General features: G+C 55.8%; 17 protein-coding genes and 1 tRNA gene. 17 read left to right on the top strand and 1 reads right to left on the bottom strand.

From position 1 onward, the window contains the following. The first annotated feature begins 166 nt into the window (after positions 1-166). Genes ACF8YQ_RS09945 through queF form a run of 3 tightly spaced genes read left to right on the top strand, consistent with a single transcriptional unit; the run spans position 167 to position 2724 of the window. Positions 167-1117, top strand: coding sequence for an ABC transporter ATP-binding protein (locus ACF8YQ_RS09945; protein WP_014421760.1), 951 nt, complete (start codon positions 167-169; stop codon positions 1115-1117). Further along, positions 1114-1887, top strand: coding sequence for an ABC transporter permease (locus tag ACF8YQ_RS09940; RefSeq protein ID WP_011784607.1), 774 nt, complete (start codon positions 1114-1116; stop codon positions 1885-1887). The genes ACF8YQ_RS09945 and ACF8YQ_RS09940 overlap by 4 nt, the downstream gene beginning before the upstream one ends. 18 nt (positions 1888-1905) lie before the next feature. Further along, on the top strand, positions 1906-2724 hold the full coding sequence (gene queF, locus ACF8YQ_RS09935; RefSeq protein ID WP_396621273.1) for an NADPH-dependent 7-cyano-7-deazaguanine reductase QueF: 819 nt from the start codon (positions 1906-1908) through the stop codon (positions 2722-2724). 9 nt (positions 2725-2733) lie between these two features. On the opposite strand, the gene ACF8YQ_RS09930 is transcribed toward queF, so the two are convergent. Next, a complete protein-coding gene (locus ACF8YQ_RS09930; protein WP_396621272.1) occupies positions 2734-4173 on the bottom strand; it encodes an adenylate/guanylate cyclase domain-containing protein in 1440 nt (479 codons plus the stop codon). 173 nt (positions 4174-4346) lie between these two features. Here ACF8YQ_RS09930 and ACF8YQ_RS09925 point away from each other — a divergent pair, with 173 nt between their 5' ends. The 14 genes from ACF8YQ_RS09925 to queA all read left to right on the top strand — a co-directional run bounded on the left by ACF8YQ_RS09925 (position 4347) and on the right by queA (position 17793). Beyond that, positions 4347-4928, top strand: coding sequence for a nitroreductase (locus ACF8YQ_RS09925; protein WP_396621271.1), 582 nt, complete (start codon positions 4347-4349; stop codon positions 4926-4928). Positions 4929-5144: 216 nt separating this feature from the next. Next, positions 5145-5543: a flagellar basal body rod protein FlgB gene (gene flgB / locus ACF8YQ_RS09920; RefSeq protein ID WP_011784611.1), complete on the top strand. Its 399-nt coding sequence runs from the start codon at positions 5145-5147 to the stop codon at positions 5541-5543. 33 nt (positions 5544-5576) lie between these two features. After that, positions 5577-6026: a flagellar basal body rod protein FlgC gene (gene flgC / locus ACF8YQ_RS09915; RefSeq protein WP_396621270.1), complete on the top strand. Its 450-nt coding sequence runs from the start codon at positions 5577-5579 to the stop codon at positions 6024-6026. A gap of 17 nt (positions 6027-6043) precedes the next feature. Further along, positions 6044-6721: a flagellar hook assembly protein FlgD gene (locus ACF8YQ_RS09910; RefSeq protein WP_011784613.1), complete on the top strand. Its 678-nt coding sequence runs from the start codon at positions 6044-6046 to the stop codon at positions 6719-6721. A 28-nt stretch (positions 6722-6749) separates the two neighbouring features. Beyond that, positions 6750-8669 (top strand): flagellar hook protein FlgE, encoded by a 1920-nt coding sequence (locus tag ACF8YQ_RS09905; RefSeq protein WP_396621269.1) that lies wholly within the window; start codon positions 6750-6752, stop codon positions 8667-8669. Between the two features lie 76 nt (positions 8670-8745). Further along, on the top strand, positions 8746-9498 hold the full coding sequence (locus ACF8YQ_RS09900) for a flagellar basal body rod protein FlgF (RefSeq protein ID WP_023008193.1): 753 nt from the start codon (positions 8746-8748) through the stop codon (positions 9496-9498). Between the two features lie 81 nt (positions 9499-9579). Continuing rightward, a complete protein-coding gene (flgG, locus tag ACF8YQ_RS09895) occupies positions 9580-10368 on the top strand; it encodes a flagellar basal-body rod protein FlgG (RefSeq protein ID WP_023008194.1) in 789 nt (262 codons plus the stop codon). Between the two features lie 3 nt (positions 10369-10371). Further along, entirely contained in the window at positions 10372-11073 is a 702-nt protein-coding gene (flgH, locus tag ACF8YQ_RS09890) for a flagellar basal body L-ring protein FlgH (protein WP_113879653.1), read from the top strand. Continuing rightward, entirely contained in the window at positions 11070-12164 is a 1095-nt protein-coding gene (locus ACF8YQ_RS09885; RefSeq protein WP_396621268.1) for a flagellar basal body P-ring protein FlgI, read from the top strand. Before flgH ends, ACF8YQ_RS09885 begins: the two co-directional genes overlap by 4 nt. An 8-nt stretch (positions 12165-12172) precedes the next feature. Next, positions 12173-13159, top strand: a complete 987-nt coding sequence (gene flgJ, locus ACF8YQ_RS09880; RefSeq protein ID WP_396621267.1) for a flagellar assembly peptidoglycan hydrolase FlgJ — start codon at positions 12173-12175, stop codon at positions 13157-13159. A gap of 6 nt (positions 13160-13165) precedes the next feature. Continuing rightward, complete coding sequence (gene flgK, locus ACF8YQ_RS09875; protein ID WP_396621266.1) at positions 13166-15232, top strand: flagellar hook-associated protein FlgK; 2067 nt, start codon at positions 13166-13168, stop codon at positions 15230-15232. Positions 15233-15248: 16 nt separating this feature from the next. Next, on the top strand, positions 15249-16481 hold the full coding sequence (gene flgL / locus ACF8YQ_RS09870) for a flagellar hook-associated protein FlgL (protein WP_396621265.1): 1233 nt from the start codon (positions 15249-15251) through the stop codon (positions 16479-16481). An 83-nt stretch (positions 16482-16564) separates the two neighbouring features. Then, positions 16565-16651, top strand: a tRNA-Leu gene (locus ACF8YQ_RS09865). A gap of 41 nt (positions 16652-16692) precedes the next feature. Beyond that, positions 16693-17793, top strand: a complete 1101-nt coding sequence (gene queA, locus ACF8YQ_RS09860) for a tRNA preQ1(34) S-adenosylmethionine ribosyltransferase-isomerase QueA (RefSeq protein WP_396621264.1) — start codon at positions 16693-16695, stop codon at positions 17791-17793. Positions 17794-17800 lie beyond the last annotated feature (7 nt).

Raw genomic sequence — 17800 nt, 5'->3', positions numbered from 1 at the left:
AGGGATGGCACTTCGGCTATATCGGGAATCCTGTCGCAGTTTGAGGGTTTGGGGCACCTGGCTTTAATTGGCTTCGTCCCTTGAATTTTCCGGCGTTGCCTCAATCAAATAGCTCTCTATCTTTTTAGCTCCTCTGGAGCCCGGTTTCTGAACAACGGTGGGGTGTATGACCTACGCACTGGACATTGAAGGGCTGACCAAGAACTACAGCGATGGTTTTCAGGCCCTCAAAGGCATTGATCTGCACGTTCGGGAAGGCGATTTTTTCGCCTTGCTGGGCCCAAACGGGGCCGGCAAGTCGACCACTCTTGGGATTGTTTCCTCTCTGGTAAACAAGTCGGGCGGCAAGGTCAGAGTGTTCGGCCATGATATCGATACAGACCTCTCAAGCGCCAAGCTCTCCCTGGGTGTGGTTCCACAGGAATTCAATTTTAACCAGTTCGAGAAGGTGGAAGATATCGTCACCACGCAGGCTGGTTATTACGGCATACCCCTGAAAACCGCACGGGTGTCTGCGGAAAAGTATCTGAAGAAGCTCGGGCTCTGGGACAAGCGCAACACACCGGCCAGGATGTTGTCCGGTGGTATGAAACGCCGCCTGATGATCGCCCGGGCACTGGTACATGAGCCCAGATTGCTGATTCTTGATGAGCCGACGGCCGGTGTGGATATCGAATTGCGTCGCTCCATGTGGCAATTCCTGGAGGAGATGAATCGTCAGGGGACTACCATCATTCTGACCACCCACTATCTGGAGGAGGCGGAAGCCCTGTGCCGCAACATTGCCATTATTGATCATGGGGAAATCATCCGGCACACCAGCAAGCGGGAACTGCTGCAACAGCTCAGTGTAGAAACCTTTGTGCTGGATACCGAGCAGCCGTTAGAAAAAGCCCCTGAGCTGACTGCATTCAAAGCCAGCCTGGATGACGATGGCGCGCTCGAAGTAGAAGTTGCCAAGGGACAGGGTTTGAACGCTCTGTTTATCGAACTGGAGAATCTGGGTATTCGTGTGCTGAGCATGCGAACCAAGGCCAACCGGCTGGAAGAGCTGTTCGTTCGCATGGTCGAGGAGAATGCCCGGGAGGCAGAGAAAGCCAGCGAGGTGACAGCATGACACCGCAAGCACTGTGGACAGCCTTTACAACCATCGTTACCCGCGAGGTTCGGCGCTTTACCCGGATCTGGCCGCAGACGCTGTTGCCGCCGGCCGTCACGATGACGCTGTATTTTATTATTTTTGGCAACCTGATTGGTTCCCGCATCGGTGAAATGGGCGGCTACGACTATATGCAGTTCATTGTGCCGGGCCTGATCATGATGGCGGTGATCACCAATTCCTACTCCAATGTGGTGTCGTCGTTTTTCTCTATGAAGTTCCAGCGCAGTATTGAGGAATTGCTGGTGTCGCCGGTGCCAAACTGGACGATACTGGCGGGCTATGTGGCTGGTGGTATGGCCCGGGGTCTGAGTATCGGCCTGATCGTCACCTTGCTGTCGCTGGCATTCACTCAGTTAAGTATCCATAACCTGCTGATGGTGGTTATCACGGTGATTCTCACATCGGCATTGTTCTCTCTGGGCGGCTTCATCAACGCCATGCTGGCGACCAAGTTTGATGACATTTCCATCGTCCCGACCTTTGTGCTTACTCCGCTAACGTACCTTGGGGGTGTGTTCTACAGCATCGACATGCTGCCGTCGTTCTGGCAGGGCGTGTCCATGGCGAATCCGATCCTGTATATGGTTAACGGTTTTCGCTTCGGCATACTGGGTGTTTCGGACGTTAATCCGTTCGTGTCTCTTGGTATGATTCTGGTTTTCATCGTCTTGCTGGCGGCGGTAGCCTTGCGCATGCTTGCCCGTGGCAAGGGCATTCGACACTGATTAAATTCCGGAACTGATATGGCTCTTGATAACGCGCCACTGGGCAAGTCCAGTGAATACCCTGATCAGTATGATCCGTCTCTGCTGTTCCCGGTGGCCCGGGAAGAAAACCGCCGGCGAATCGGCCTGGACGATGGTCGCTGGCCCTGGTTTGGCGAGGACATGTGGCAGGCGTGGGAAATCTCCTGGCTGAAGCCTGGCGGTGTGCCGGCCGTGGCCTGGGGAGAAATCCGGTTTCCTGCGGCATCGCCTGCCATTATTGAGAGCAAATCCCTGAAGTTGTATCTGAACTCTCTGAATCAGGCGGTGTTCTCGTCTCCGGATCAAGTGGCCGAGACCATTACCCAGGATCTTTCGAGTGCCTGTGGTGCGGCGGTGGATGTGACGCTTCTGAGTGTGGATGACTCAGCGCCTGCAATCGGCCGGCCCGAAGGATACGAGTTGATCGATGATGAAACGCTAGAGCAGGTGGCCTACGACTATGCGCCTGAGTCGCTGACAACCAGCGAGCCAGTGGTCAGTGAAGGCTTGAGCTCACACCTTCTGAAAAGCAACTGTCCGGTGACCGGCCAACCCGACTGGGCCACGGTCCTGATTCGCTATTCCGGGAGGAAGATTGACCGGGCAGGGTTGCTGCGCTATATCGTGAGCTTTCGTCAGAAACAGGATTTTCACGAACACTGCGTTGAAACCATCTTCACTGACTTGATGGCGAGGTGTCAGCCGGAATCCTTGATGGTGTGCGCCCGCTACACCCGCCGTGGTGGCCTGGATATCAACCCCTGGCGCAGCACATGTGCTGAAGATGGTCCGGGGCCGCGGCTGGTTAGGCAGTAGCAGGCTTGGCTATTCGGTATCGTCTTCCTGACGCAGTCGGTCGGCTGCGTCTTCGAGAGCGCTGAGTATGGCTTTGCGCTCCCGTTCGGTGACCTTGTCGGAATCCAGGTACATGGCAAAGCCGCTATGCTCGTGTTCCAGGAAGCTACGGTGCGGCCCCATGTCGCGCCGGAAATCCACCACCTCGTAGATGGGCACCGGCTTACCGAAGCCTTTTACGGTAATCTCGCCCTTGTCCCGGCACATAATGCGGTCTTTGATCAGCGAGAAGGTCTCATACGACACCAGAATCTCACCTGGTTCCGCCAGGGACTCCAGTCGGCTGGCGAGGTTCACTTCCTTGCCGATAATGGTGTAATCCATCCGGTTTTCGGCGCCGAAGTTACCAACCGTGGTGTAGCCGGTACTGATGCCCATGCGGATTTCCAGGGGCGTCTTGATGCCCTGGCTGCGCCATTTCTGGCGCATGATCTTCATGTGTTTGCGCATCTCGATGGCCATGGACACACACGAGAACGCATCTTCTTTCTGGCCGCGACTGGTCGGATCGCCAAAGAACACCATGATGGAATCGCCGACAAACTTGTCGATGGTGCCGCCGTATTTCAGGGCGACCTCTGACATTTCGTTGAAGTAGTGATTCAGAAGCTCGGTAAGGGCTTCCGGCTCCATCTCCTCCGACAGTTCAGTAAAGCCTTTTATGTCTGAGAAAAACACTGCGAGTTTCTTGCGCTGGGTTTCAAGCCGAACATCCCGTTCCCCGGTAAAGATGGACTGCCAGACCTGAGGCGACAGGTATTTCGAGAGCTTGTGGGACAGGGCGATGGACTGTTCCCGCTGGTTCTGAATCTGGGTCTTTGCCAGCAGCAGGGCCCGGGCCTGCTGGTGTGAGTAATAGGCGGTAACGCAGATGTACGTGCCTGTGGCCAAAATGGCGACGATGCTGGTGAGCAGGGGGGCTTCCAGATCGGCGGCGGTGCCGGTTGCCGCCACTGTGGCGGCCATGGCGGCCGACATGAGCGCTGTGCCGAACAACCATTGCCTGACGCCGCCCACGATCAGACAGCTGAACATCAGCATCAGGACAACCGATACCGACGGAATGGCGATTAATCCGATCAAACCAATAAAGCTGCCTCCGATTATGCAGTCGAGGAACAGCATTTTTTGCCGAATCCGGGCTGAACGTCGCAGGAAGGTTCGCCGTGTAAGCACGTGCGCGAGATGAGGCCAGATCAGAGCGCCAGCCACCATCCAGAGAAGCAATTGGTGAAACACATCCTGAAGGACACCCGTGACAATAATGGCGGCAGTGGCGGTGTAGGCCAGTATCCGACCGTTGTAATCGGGCATCGGTGGAATCGCCACCGTGTGGTCGTAGATGTCGCCTTGCCCCAGCTTGCCGGTATTGCCGGTTACGCTGCGTAATTCAGCGGGTGCGCTCATCATTTTCAGAACCGGATCCTTCCGATAAGTATGTCGCTCATTGTATGCTGCCGATTCTTTATAATTGTTGGTTTGAACTACGACTAAAGATTAACAGCATTACGTAGAACTCACAATTCATCGGGGCCGCTTCCGGCCCAACCGAAAATCATGCAACCAATCAACAGCGAGACTGTATGAGTTCGATAACCCGTTTTATTCTGGATCGTGCTTCGGAGCCCCGTTTGCAGGCACCGGCACCACCGGTGTCTGTGGTTGATCAGGCCTTCCGGTGCGCGGCCCGGGCCCCGGATCATGCGTTGTTGAGGCCCTGGCGTTATCTCGTGGTAGAGGGGGAAGGCCTGGCAGCTCTGGGCGACCTGTTTGCTGAATGCTGCCCGCCGGAGGCTTCGGATAAGGAGCGTGAGAAGGCCCGGAATGCTCCGGCTCGTGCACCCATGATTATTGTCGGTATTGCGTCCCCCCGTCACCATCCGAAGGTGCCGGAGGTGGAGCAGGTGATGTCGGCAGCGGCCGGTATGAGTTTTATCTCCCTGGCGCTGAATGATGCCGGCTACGGCGCCATGTGGCGAACCGGGCCTGTGGCTTATCGTCCGTCGCTGCATGACGGTCTTGGGCTGGTGCCAGGCGAGTCCATTGTCGGTTTCCTCTATACCGGTACCGTTGCCAGTGAAAAACCATCGGTGCCCCGGCCGGATACCAAAGATTATGTCTCAAGGTGGGCCGCGCCAGGGCGCACTTCCCCATGGGAAGTCTGAGCCTCGATCAGCGGCAAGTTCGCCTGGGGAAACCCGTTGCCGCCCTCGTTGCGTTTAACCGGAATTTGCCGCTCATTAATTAGACAGCCCTCTTCGAAGCCCGCATCACAGCGGGCTTTTTCAATTCTGGCACTCTGCTTGCTTTAATCACTTCAGAACGCAAAACCGGCAAGTTCACAGGTTCAGCCTGGTCGGTGCAAAGATCTGGAGGCAGTAATGGCAATTACATTCGACAAAGCGCTCGGTATTCATGAGCACGCGCTGCAGGCGCGGGTCAAGCGGGCCGAAGTGCTGGCGAACAACCTGGCAAATGCCGACACTCCGGGCTACAAGGCCCGCGACGTGGATTTCCAGGCGATGATGCAGAAGGCGCAGGATTCCATGACGGGCTTTGGTATGACCACGACCCACAGCGGCCATATGGACACCTCCAGCCCCGGCGCTGACGGCGAGCTGCTGTACCGTACCCCGCACCAGCCATCAATTGATGGCAATACCGTGGATGCGCAGGCCGAGCAGACCCGTTTCATGCGCAACGCCATGGATTATCAGGCCAGCTTCCAGTTCCTGAGTAGTCGGTTTTCCGGCCTGACAAAGGCGCTGAAGGGCGAATAAGCCGCAGTTCGTACGAGATTGAAGGAGATTGTCATGTCACTGGGTAACATTTTCGACATCGCCGGTTCCGGCATGACCGCACAGTCACTGCGGCTCAACACCACCGCGTCTAACATTGCCAACGCAGAAACCGCCAGTTCGAGCACGGATACAACGTACCGTGCCCGCAAACCGGTGTTTGCCGCTATTCAGCAGGCCATGCTGAACCCTGATCAGCAGGGATTTGGAATGGGTTCCGAAGAGTGGCCCGGGGCCGGCGTTCGCGTTGAGGGGATTGTCGAGAGCGATGCAGAACTGCAGATGCGCTATGAGCCGAATCACCCCGCCGCGAACGAGGAAGGGTACGTTTACTACCCCAACGTGAACGTGGTTGAGGAAATGGCGGACATGATGTCGTCGTCCCGCAGTTTTCAGATGAATGTGGATGTCATGAACACCGCCAAATCCATGATGCAGCGAATTCTGACACTGGGTCAGCAGTAACAAGTGAGGATTAAGCCATGAGTGCAGTGAATTCCGCAGCCGCCTCAGACGTGCTGAGCCAGTACCAGCTGAACCAGGAGGGCAAGACCCCTGGTGGCAACGAGCTGGGTAAAGACGCGTTTATGGAGCTGATGCTGGCGCAGCTCAAGAATCAGAACCCGCTGGAGCCGCAGGACAACGGCGATTTTATCGCGCAGCTGGCCCAGTTCAGTTCTCTGGAAGAAATGCAGAATCTGTCTGGCAGCGTCGATGATGTTGTTGGTCAGTTCCGCTCCAGCCAGGCTTTGCAGGCCTCAGCGATGGTGGGAAAAACCGTGCTGGCACCCTCCAGTGTGGGCATTCTGGGTAGCGAAGGCGAGATAACTGGCACCATTCAGGTGCCGGCTTCCACGGGTGGGCTGCGACTGTCGGTCATGAATCAAAGCGGCGAACTAGTTCGCCAGATTGATATGGGCAGCAGCCAGGCTGGTGTGGTGTCGTTCCAGTGGGATGGGCAAGACGGCAACGGCAATCCTTTGCCGCCCGGACCCTACTCGATCGTCGCACAGGGCTCCTATCCCTCCGGGTCAGAGCAGCTGGCGACCATGGTGAGCGCCAATGTCGACAGTGTGTCGCTGGGGCAGGGTGGTTCCATTACTCTGAATCTGGCCGGAATGGGTTCCATTCCGCTGTCTGAAGTCAAACAAATCAACTGATCCGGTGTCAGACCAGGAGGTATAAGTCATGGCATTTAACACAGGTTTGAGTGGTCTGCGCGCCGCTTCGGTGGATCTGGATGTCACCGGTAACAACATTGCCAACGCCAGTACCGTGGGCTTCAAAAGCAGCAAGGTACAGTTCGGTGATTTGTACGCCAGTGGTTTCCTGAGTGCCGGTACCAATCCGATTGGCGACGGCGTGCGGGTGCAGGACGTAAAGCAGTCATTCGGTCAGGGCAATATCAGCTTCACCGATAACGGCCTGGATATGGCTATCAGTGGTGATGGCTTCTTTATTCTGAATAATGGCGGTGAAATCCGTTATTCCCGGGCTGGCCAGTTCGGGATTGATAAAGAAGGTTATGTTGTCAATAACCAGAACATGAGGGTTCAGGGTTACACCGCTGATGATGATGGCAACCTGTCTGGCATTCGTGGTGACCTTCAGATTGAAACCGACAACCTGGCGCCCCGACGCACAACGAATCTCCAGACCGATCTGAATCTGGATTCCCGGGAATCGGTGCTTGAGCGTCGCATAAGGGATTTTGATCCGATTGAGCTTGGGCAGCTTCAAGGCGCTAGCTTTACTTTCGGATATTCGGACGGAACCAGTCCCTACACCGTGCCGCCAATCGACGCTTCGGCGTCCGCCAGTGATGCCGCGATTGCGATCAATGCCGCGCCTGGAGTAACTGCAACCGCGACGACGACTGCCCTCATGGACGCTGCGTTGACAGACGGTTTCGTCTCTGGAGCTGGTGGTGGCTTCAGGTTTGAAATCAGTGTTGATGGATCGGCTCCAATCCCCTTAAACCTGGATACGGCAGCTTCTCTGGAAGATGTTGCGGCTGCAATCAACGACACAAGCAATAACGCTATATCTGCTTCGGTTGTTGACCATGATGATGACACATCCACGGCACCACGCCTTCGGGTGATTCACAGTGGTGGTGAGCCGCTGGATATTGCCTGGGGAAGTGAGCCGGTCGGGACACCGCCTTCCAACACTCAGCAAGGCGTTAGCGAGGTGTTTGTCACCACTGATCGCAATGTCGACCAGGTGACCACTGATTCAGGTAGCAACGCGTTTGAAGTCGCCTTCAATGCGACACCTTTTACCGTAACCAACGAATTCAATCCCATCGACCAGCGTACTTACAACCACGCAACGTCGACCACCATTTTTGACAGCCTGGGCAATTCCCACGAATTGACCCAGTTCTATGTAAAAGAGCCATCTCCGGGTAACGGGGTGGGTCAGAGCCAGTGGTCTATCTACCTCCAGATTGACGGTGAACTGGTGGGTGGTACCGACCAGACGCCATACACTGCCTTGTTTGACCAGGATGGCCAGCTGGAATCCATCAACGGTGATCCGAACGGTGAGTTGATTATCACCGACTGGGTGCCTAAGGATCCAAGCGGTGATCCGAACGGTGCTGACGGCCCACCGGCAAATCCCGGTGATGTGGTCAGCCCGATTCCTGAGCCGGCCACCAGTTCTGCGTTCGTTGTCAATCTGGCCAATACCACCCAGTATGGCGCGGCATTTGGTGTTAACGATCAGCAGCAGAACGGCTACACCACCGGCCGTCTTTCAGGCCTCGATGTGTCCGACCAGGGCGTGATCTTTGCCCGGTATACCAATGGTCAGTCCAAGTCTCTGGGTCAGGTGGCGCTGGCTGCGTTCAATAACACTGACGGTCTTTCTCCGGTGGGTGACACCACATGGGTGGAAACCTTTGAATCCGGCCAGCCGGTGATTGGTGCTCCGGATACCGGCACGCTTGGTTCCATCAAGGCCAGCTCCGTAGAGGACTCCAATGTGGATCTTTCGGCAGAGCTGGTGAACCTGATCATTGCCCAGCGCAACTACCAGGCCAACGCCAAAACCATTGAAACCTCCGATGCGGTCACCCAGACCATCATCAACCTCCGATAATTTCGCGCCCTAGCGAACATGGCATGACTCCTGCAGGAAGACTGGAAACAGTCAAAATTCCGGCAGGAGTTTGCCCATGGACAAAGCCCTCTATATTGGAATGTCTGGCGCCAAGCAGAACATGCTGGCCCAGCGTGCCCATGCCAACAACCTGGCTAACGTCAATACCACCGGGTTCAAGAAGGATTTTGCCCAGGCCCGCAGTATGCCCGTGTTCGGTGAGCACCATCCCACCCGCGCCTACGCCATGACCGAGCGGCCCGGCACTGATCTCTCGCCCGGCGCTTTAATGGAGACCGGACGTAAGCTGGATGTGGCGGTAGACGGCGGTGGCTGGCTCGCCGTTCAAAACAATCTGGGCGAAGAGGTATTCACCCGTACCGGTAGCTTACAGGTCGACGTGAACGGGCTTGTGCGGCTGGCGAGTGGTGAGCTGGTTCTGGGTAACGGTGGGCCGGTGGCTCTTCCTCCTTTTGACAATCTTCAGGTTGGCTCGGACGGCACCATCTCCATTGTGCCGGTAGGTGGGCCGCCGGATCAGTTGGTGGAAGTTGACCGACTGAAGCTTGTCAACCCACCGGCAGATGCACTTGAGAAAGGTCTGGATGGGTTCATTCGACGCAAGCCGGATCAGGCTCTGGATGGTCCAGAGCCACCGGATGCAGCTATGCGTGTCGCCACTGGTTTTCTCGAAAGTTCAAACGTGAATGCGGTGGAGGAAATGATCTCCAACCTGCAGTTGTCTCGCCAATACGAGATGCAGGTAAAGGTGATGTCGACCGCCAATGAAAATTCCGAGGCTACGGCACGACTGTTGCAGAACCTCTGATAACGATGATCAAACGCCATCGGTTGGCGGAGAGCGGCAAAAGATCGCCGCATCGGCCACCGGCAGGCAAGGAGTAAAACCATGCATCCAGCACTTTGGGTCAGTAAAACCGGGTTGAGCGCGCAGGACACCAACATGTCCACCATTTCCAATAACCTGGCCAATGTGAATACCACCGGCTTCAAGCGGGATAGGGCGGTGTTCCAGGATCTGCTGTATCAGATAAACCGTCAGCCCGGCGGGCAGAGCACTGAGAACACGCAGTTGCCCTCTGGCCTGCAGCTGGGGACCGGGGTCCGGATTGTTGGCACTGCCAAGCAATTCAGCCAGGGCAACCTGCAGATAACTGAACAGCCTCTGGATATGGCGGTGAATGGTCGGGGATTCTTTCAGATTCAGATGCCGGACGGACAGATCGCCTATACCCGGGATGGCCAGTTTCAACTGAACTCTGATGGCGATGTGGTCACACCGGATGGTTTTCCGCTTCAGCCGAATATCAATGTCCCGGAGAACGCCACCAATATCACCATTGGCAAAGATGGGACGGTCACCGCTATTACCGATGACCAGGCTGCGCCCGTCAATCTCGGGCAGATCACCCTGGTGGACTTCATCAACCCGCAGGGCTTGCAGGCCATCGGGAACAATCTGTTCAAGCAGACCAATGCCAGTGGTGATCCGGCTGAAGGTGAAGCCGGACTTGCAGGTCTCGGGTCCATTGAACAGGGCACCATTGAATCCTCCAACGTAGAGGTGGTGGAAGAACTGGTGAACATGATTACGACCCAGCGTGCCTATGAAATGAACTCCAAGGTGGTTTCGACCACAGACCAGATGCTTCAGTTCATCACCAACAATATCGGTTAAGCCATGAAACGCATTCAACGCAGTTTACACACTGAACGGCTGGCCACCCTGGCACTGGTGGGTGTGCTGATTGTGCTGCAGGGATGCACCGCCATGTCTCGCCCCCGGGCTATGCCGGACGATCCGGCCTACGCTCCGGTTCGTGCTCAATCAATGATGCAGCGCGACCCGGATTCCGGGGCAATTTACCAGGTGTCCAGGAATTACAATCTGTACGGCGATACCAAGGCACTCAACGTGGGTGACGTGCTCACGGTATTGCTGCAGGAATCCACCAGCGCCAGCAAGAACGCTGAAACCTCCATTACCAAGGATCAGGAACTGAGCATTCCTGAACCGAGCATCTTTGGAAAGACAAATATCGGCCTGAACGCTTCTGCCAATTTTGAGCGGGACTTTGAAGGCTCCGCCGAAGCAGACCAGAGCAACAGCCTGGCTGGCAGTATTACCGTAACAGTCACCGAGGTTCTGCCTAATGGTGTGCTTCGTGTCCGCGGCGAGAAGTGGTTGTCTCTCACCAATGGGGACGAATACATCCGGTTGACCGGTCTGGTTCGGCCACAGGATATCCAGCCGGATAATACCGTTGCCTCCAATCGTGTTGCAGATGCCCGGTTTGCTTACGGCGGTACCGGTGATTTTGACCAGGCCAACCAGATGGGCTGGCTGGCTCGCTTCTTTAACAGTGAGTGGTGGCCGCTATGATCCGCAAACTGATTGCTGTTTTTGCCCTTACGGCCCTGTGTGTGGCGCCGGTGATGGCTGACCGCCTGAAAGACCTGGCCAAGGTGAAAGGTGTGCGCAATAACCAGTTGATTGGTTATGGCCTGGTGGTCGGTCTTGACGGTACCGGCGACAAAGCGCCGTTTACCAACCAGACCTTCCGCAACATGATGAACCAGTTCGGAATAACCTTGCCGGATGGTGTGAACCCGAATCTGGCCAATGTGGCGGCCGTAACCGTAAGCGCGACTTTGCCGGCCTTTGCCAAAGCCGGGCAGGAGATGGACATCACGGTTTCATCCATCGGAAATGCCGATAGCCTGCGTGGTGGAACCTTGTTGATGACACCGTTGAAAGGCGCAGACGGTCAGGTTTATGCCATGGCGCAGGGCAGCCTGGTGGTGGGCGGTTTTGGCGCCCAGGGCCAGGATGGTTCCCGGATTACCGTGAACGTACCCAGCGTCGGCAGAATTCCCAACGGCGCTACCATTGAGCGAGAGGTGGAATCGCCGTTCAACCGGGGCGATACCATCACCTTCAATCTGCTGCGTTCCGACTTTACCACAGCCCGCCGTGTGGTTGAGGCGATCAATGGTCGTTTGGGCCCGGACATGGCTTATGCACACGATGCCACGTCTATATCGGTGCGGGCACCCAGGGACCCATCACAGAGAGTCAGTTTTCTGTCCATTCTGGAGAACATTGAGGTCGATCCGGCTCAGGAAGCCGCAAGAGTGGTGATCAATAGCCGCACCGGCACCATCGTGGTCGGCCAGAATGTAAAAGTGAGCCCGGCTGCCATTACCCATGGCAACCTGACCGTGACTATTCAGGAAAACCCCGAGGTGGTGCAGCCCAATCCTCTGGCTCAGGGTGATACAGCCGTTCAGCAGAATACCCAGATCGCTGTGACGGAAGACCCGGCACGGATGTTCCAGTTTGGCCCGGCAACCACGCTTAACGAAATTGTTCAGGCTGTAAACCAGGTAGGGGCAGCGCCAGGCGATGTGATGGCGGTGCTTGAAGCACTCAAACAGGCTGGCGCGCTTCGTGCCGAATTGATTGTGATCTAGGTATCGCCATGCAGGATCCAAGACTACAGCAAGCCCAGGTCTACACCGATTTCAGTGGTCTGAATGCGCTGAAGACCCAGGCTCGAACTGACAAACAGGCTGCACTGGAGCAGGTTGCGAAGCAGTTCGAGAGCCTGTTCCTGTCAGAGATGCTCAAATCCATGCGCAAGGCAGGCGAGGTATTTGCCGAGGGAAACTACCTGAACAGCAATGAAAGCCAGATGTACCGGGATATGTTCGACAGCCAGATCAGCTTGAGTATGGCCGGTGGTACCGGTACCGGGCTGGCGGAAGCGCTGGTCCGGCAACTGAGTCAACAGATTCCGGGGCTCGGTGAGGATGGAGAGAAACTGGCGGGTCACAAGGGTGCCATTACCGATTACGACCGCAGTATGCCGGCGATTTCCAGAGAGTTGCCGGAGCGAATGGCTGAGGTGGCGGATGTAGCTGCGAAGATAAAAGCAGAGCCAACGCAGAAACCCGGCAAGCTGCCGGAGGTATTTGAGTCACCAGAGCATTTTGTTGAGCAGCTGATGCCGTTCGCAAAGCAGATCGGAAAGGAGACCGGCATTGATCCGCGCCTGATGATTGCCCAGGCGGCGCTCGAAACCGGTTGGGGCAAACACATGATCAAAGGCGATGGTTCGCAGCCAAGTTTCAACCTGTTTGGCATCAAGGCAGACAGTCGTTGGAGCGGTGACGCTGTGAGCATTACCACTACCGAATTCCGGGGTGGCGTGGCGATGAAGGAACGGGCAGATTTCCGGGCCTATCCGGACTATGAAGCCAGCTTCCGGGACTACGTTGACTTCCTGCAAAACAATCCCCGTTACCGCGATGTTCTGTCATCGGCAGATCAGCCAGAAGTATTTGCCGAGAAACTGCAGGAAGCGGGTTATGCAACCGATCCGGAATACGGAGCCAAGATCCGTCGGATCATGAATCGTGATTCTCTGATGACACTGTCTATGAGCAGTGACAGAGTAAAGGAGTAACAGATCATGGCGGGCTTGATCGGTATTGGTCTGAGTGGGGTATTGGGGCACCAGGCGGCGCTCAATACCACTGCAAATAACATAACCAACGCAAACACGCCGGGTTACAGTCGCCAGGAGGTCCAGTTCGAGACCCAGGAAGGGCGGCGTACAGGTGCAGGGACCATCGGCAGTGGCGTATCCGTCGCCAATATCCGCCGGCTGGCAGATGCCTATCTGAGTCAGCAGTTACGTGAGGACACCACACTGTTTGGCGAGCAGAATGCTTTCAACGCCGAACTCACGCGGCTGGATAACCTGTTAGGCGGCGAAGACACCGGTCTGAACAAAGCTCTGAACAACTTTTTCTCGGCTATGCAGAATGCCGCGGAAGACCCCACGTCTTTGCCACAACGCCAGCTGGTGCTGAGCGAAGCCCAGCAACTGGTGAATCGCTTTCAGGGCTTGAACCAGGAGTTCATCCAGCAGCGCGAATCGGTAAAAACCCAGATGCAGCAGGGCGTGAAAGATGCCAATACTCTGCTGAAGAGTATCGCTGAACTGAACCTGGCTATTTCTGAATCTCCGGGCCTGGCCCAGGGCAAGGAGCCCCTGGAGCTGATGGATAAGCGGGACGAGAAGTTGCGCCAGTTGTCTGAGCTGGTGAGCATTCGGGTAACGGAAGTTGAAGGCAGCCAGGTGAATGTGTCCCTGTCTAACGGTCTGGCTTTGGTTACCGGCGCCAACGCCGCAGAATTTGCGACCCGAAGCAGTGCGGAAGATCCCACGCGGCTGGAATTTACGCTCTCCAGTGGTGGGCGCACCCTGCTGGTGGATGAACAGATTCAGGGCGGAAAACTGGGTGGCTTGCGTGCCTTTGATGAAATGGCCCTGAAGCCCGCCTTCGATGAGCTCGGCCGGCTGGCGATTGCCATCTCCTCGGCCATAAACCATCAGCATGAGATCGGGATGGACCTCGAAGGCGATCTCGGTGGTAACTTCTTCAGTGATGTGAACAGCCTCGCCGTGCAGCGCAGCCGGGTGGTGCCGAACGGCAATAACGACCGTACCACCACCGGCCAACTGGCCGTTGAGATTACCGACAGTTCCCAGTTGCCGGCGGGTACCTGGGAGCTGCAGTTCAGTGGTGATGGGCGCAGCTATGAGTTGATCGATACCATCTCGGGCGACACGGTCAAACAGGGCCGGCTTCCAGATCCGGTGCAGTCTGAAATCAACATGCCGGGCTTTAACATTCGTGTTGAAGGTGGCGAATTCAATGCGGGTGACAAGTACCTGATTCAGCCCAGCCGCAATGCTGCCGAAAACATGCAATTGAACATTCGGCGGGAGGAGGATCTTGCTTTTGCAAGCCCCGTTCGTGCGAGTTCTAATGATGGCAATCTGGGCACAGGCACGATCAACCAGGGCAACATGCTTAATGTCCGTAATCCCAATACCGGTGCTCTGTTGGATGACTTCCAGAATTCCGGTCAGTTTGCAGATGGTCCGATTACCGTAACCTTCAGTAATGATGGTGCGGGCAATATTACCTATGAAGTAGCCAACGATAGCGGTGTACTGTTTACCAGTGCCGCGGTTGACAACGATGGGGACGGAACACCGGATGTCTATGATCCCCAGAAGATCAATCAGATTTTCAGTACTCGTCCGGAAGACGAATCCAATGGTCAGTATCGGGGTTTCGTTTTCGAGATAACAGGTGAGCCCGCAGACGGTGATGTATTCACCATCGACTTCAACCGCAATGGCGTTTCTGATAACCGAAACGCCGAGCTGATGGCGGCCCTTGGTACCAAGAATACCCTTAATGGCGGTTCCCAGAACTTTACCGAGGGCTATGCCGGCCTGGTAGAGGATATCGGGGTGAAAACCCGTCAGAGCCAGTTGGATAAAGATGCCGGCGCAACGCTGCTGGAGCAGTCCACCAATCAGCGAGAATCGGTCTCGGGCGTCAATCTGGACGAAGAGGCTGGCAAGCTGATTCAGTACCAGGCTGCGTACAACGCATCGGCCCAGGTTATGTCTGTGGCGCAGGATCTTTTTAACACGTTGCTGCAGAGCTTCCGTTAAGGCGAGGTGATGTCACATGATCAGAATATCATCACAACAGATTTTCTCCGGCGGCATTAATCGTCTGCAGGACATCAACAGCAACCTGATTGATACGCAGCAGCAGCTATCGACCGGAAAGAAAGTGAACAAACCGTCGGATGATCCGGTGGCGGCCGCTCGCATTCTGAAGCTTGACCAGGAGCTTCAGCGTTCGGAAACCTATGGTCGGAATGCCAATCTTGCCGATAACCGCCTGAAGCAGGAAGAAAGCACCCTGGCCAGCGCCGTGGACATTATCCAGAGGGTGAGGGAGCTGACGGTTCAGGCCGGTAATGGTTCTCTGTCTGCCAATGATCGGCAGTCCATCTCTGCCGAACTCAAGGAGCGTCTGGGTCAGCTCGCCAATATTGCGAATACCCGGGATGCGTCAGGAGAGTATATCTTCAGTGGCTTCCAGGGTAGCACTCCCGCCTTTGCTCAGAATGACGATGGCATATGGGTTTACCAGGGAGACGAAGGGCAGCGGGTTCTGGAAATTGATGACGGTGTGACCGTTCCCATCAGTGATCACGGTAAAGGCATCTTCGTAGACGTAGGCAAAGGGGTTTTCGCTAAAGGATCAACCTCTGTGGATGGATATATATCCGATCTCGAGTTTGTTGCACCCAAAGATATGACAGACGCTTTCAGCCCCAGGGTGCCTGACGATTTTGATATCGCCGTCACCGCCAATGGAGCGGGCGACCTGGAAATATCAGCCTCCTATACACGAGGTGGAACCACCTATCCTTTGGCCGTTGAGCCAGCGGGCGCCCTGGTTGGCGACGAGTTTCAGGTTGCAGGGGTGAAGTTAACGATTAACGATGCGCAGGATGGCGATACGTTTACGCTGGGCGTGAATGATAAACAATCTGTCTTTGGTACCATCGAGAACCTGATTGCCGGCCTGGACGGAATTTCCAAAACAACGCCCAAGAGCAGTGCCGAGTACGATGCGCTGATCGCCGAAACCCTGGTCAATCTCGATAACGCCCAGGAGTCGATCATTCTCAAGCAAACCGAGCTTGGTGGCCGGCTCAACGCTGTGGAATCCACCACCGCGTTTCTTGAGGATTCGGAACTCTACACCAAAGAGATTCGTTCCCAGCTACAGGATGTCGATTACGCCGAGGCCATCAGCAACCTCAGTTTCCAGAGCTTCGTATTGCAGGCTGCTCAGCAGTCGTTTGCACAGGTTTCCCAGCTGTCCCTGTTCGATCGACTCTAATTCACTGTGCCGGCGGGTGATTTTTGCCTGCCGGCTGGTTGCTTTCGGGCTCTGGCTCAGTATAATCCCTCCCACTCTCCGATGGCGGCGTGGTGAAATTGGTAGACACGACGGATTCAAAATCCGTTGGGGTAAAACCCGTGGCGGTTCGAGTCCGCCCGCCGCTACCACTTATAGGCCGCAACCTGCGGCATCGTGAATAGCCCGGCCCATGAACGTCTCCGATTTTCATTTTGATCTGCCGGACGAGCTTATCGCCCGTTATCCGCTTAAAGAACGCAGTGCCTCACGCCTGCTCAGTCTTGACGGCCTTTCCGGCCAGACCAGTCATCTGAAATTTACTGACCTTCCGGATCTGCTCCAGCCCGGGGACCTCCTGGTATTCAACAATACCCGTGTTATTCCGGCCCGGTTGTTTGGCCAGAAGGAAACCGGTGGCAAAGTTGAAATACTGGTTGAGCGTTTACTGGGTGAAAAGGAATTGCTCGCCCATACCCGTTCTTCCAAATCTCCCAAGGAAGGCCAGCGACTATTGCTGGAAGATGGAACCGCACTGCGAATGCTGGCGCGGGAAGATGCGCTCTTTCATTTCGTCTATGAAGGGGATGAGGCGTTTCTGGATGTGCTCGAGCGTATCGGTCACATGCCTTTACCGCCTTACATGGAACGGGAAGATGAGCAGTCGGATCGTGAGCGCTATCAGACCGTCTATGCCAAGGAGGCGGGCGCCGTGGCTGCACCCACTGCCGGGCTGCACTTTGATGATGTCGTGCTGTCTGCCCTGAAAGCGAAGGGCATTGAGTTTGCATACGTTACGTTGCACGTTGGCGCTGGCACCTTTCAGCCGGTACGGGTCGACAAGATCGAAGATCATGTCATGCACAGTGAAATCGCCCATGTGCCGGAAGAGACGGTAAACGCCGTCAATGAGGCCCGCGCTCGGGGTGGCCGGGTCGTTGCCGTGGGTACCACTTCCGTCCGCTCTCTGGAGTCGGCCAGCCGGGCAGGGCGTTTGCAGGAGTTCCGGGGCGATACGGATATCTTCATCTACCCTGGTTACCGTTTCCAGACCGTGGACGCCATGATCACCAACTTCCATTTGCCGGAGTCCACACTGATCATGCTGGTCAGTGCGTTTGCAGGCTATAACAACATCATGTCTGCGTATAGCGAGGCGGTGGAGCAAAAGTACCGGTTTTTCAGCTACGGCGATGCCATGTTTCTTACCGCTCAGGAGCCCAGCCGGGGCATGATGCTGGGAACGGATTCCGCCGAGCCACATCAAACCGAATCCCGTGGAGAATCACAGTGAGTGAATC

Origin of the sequence: Marinobacter sp. W-8, from assembly GCF_044342215.1 — a bacterium.
GTDB lineage: Bacteria > Pseudomonadota > Gammaproteobacteria > Pseudomonadales > Oleiphilaceae > Marinobacter > Marinobacter nauticus.
The sequence above is the reverse complement of the archived record's forward strand: the minus strand, read 5'-3'. Positions and strand labels throughout refer to the sequence as shown.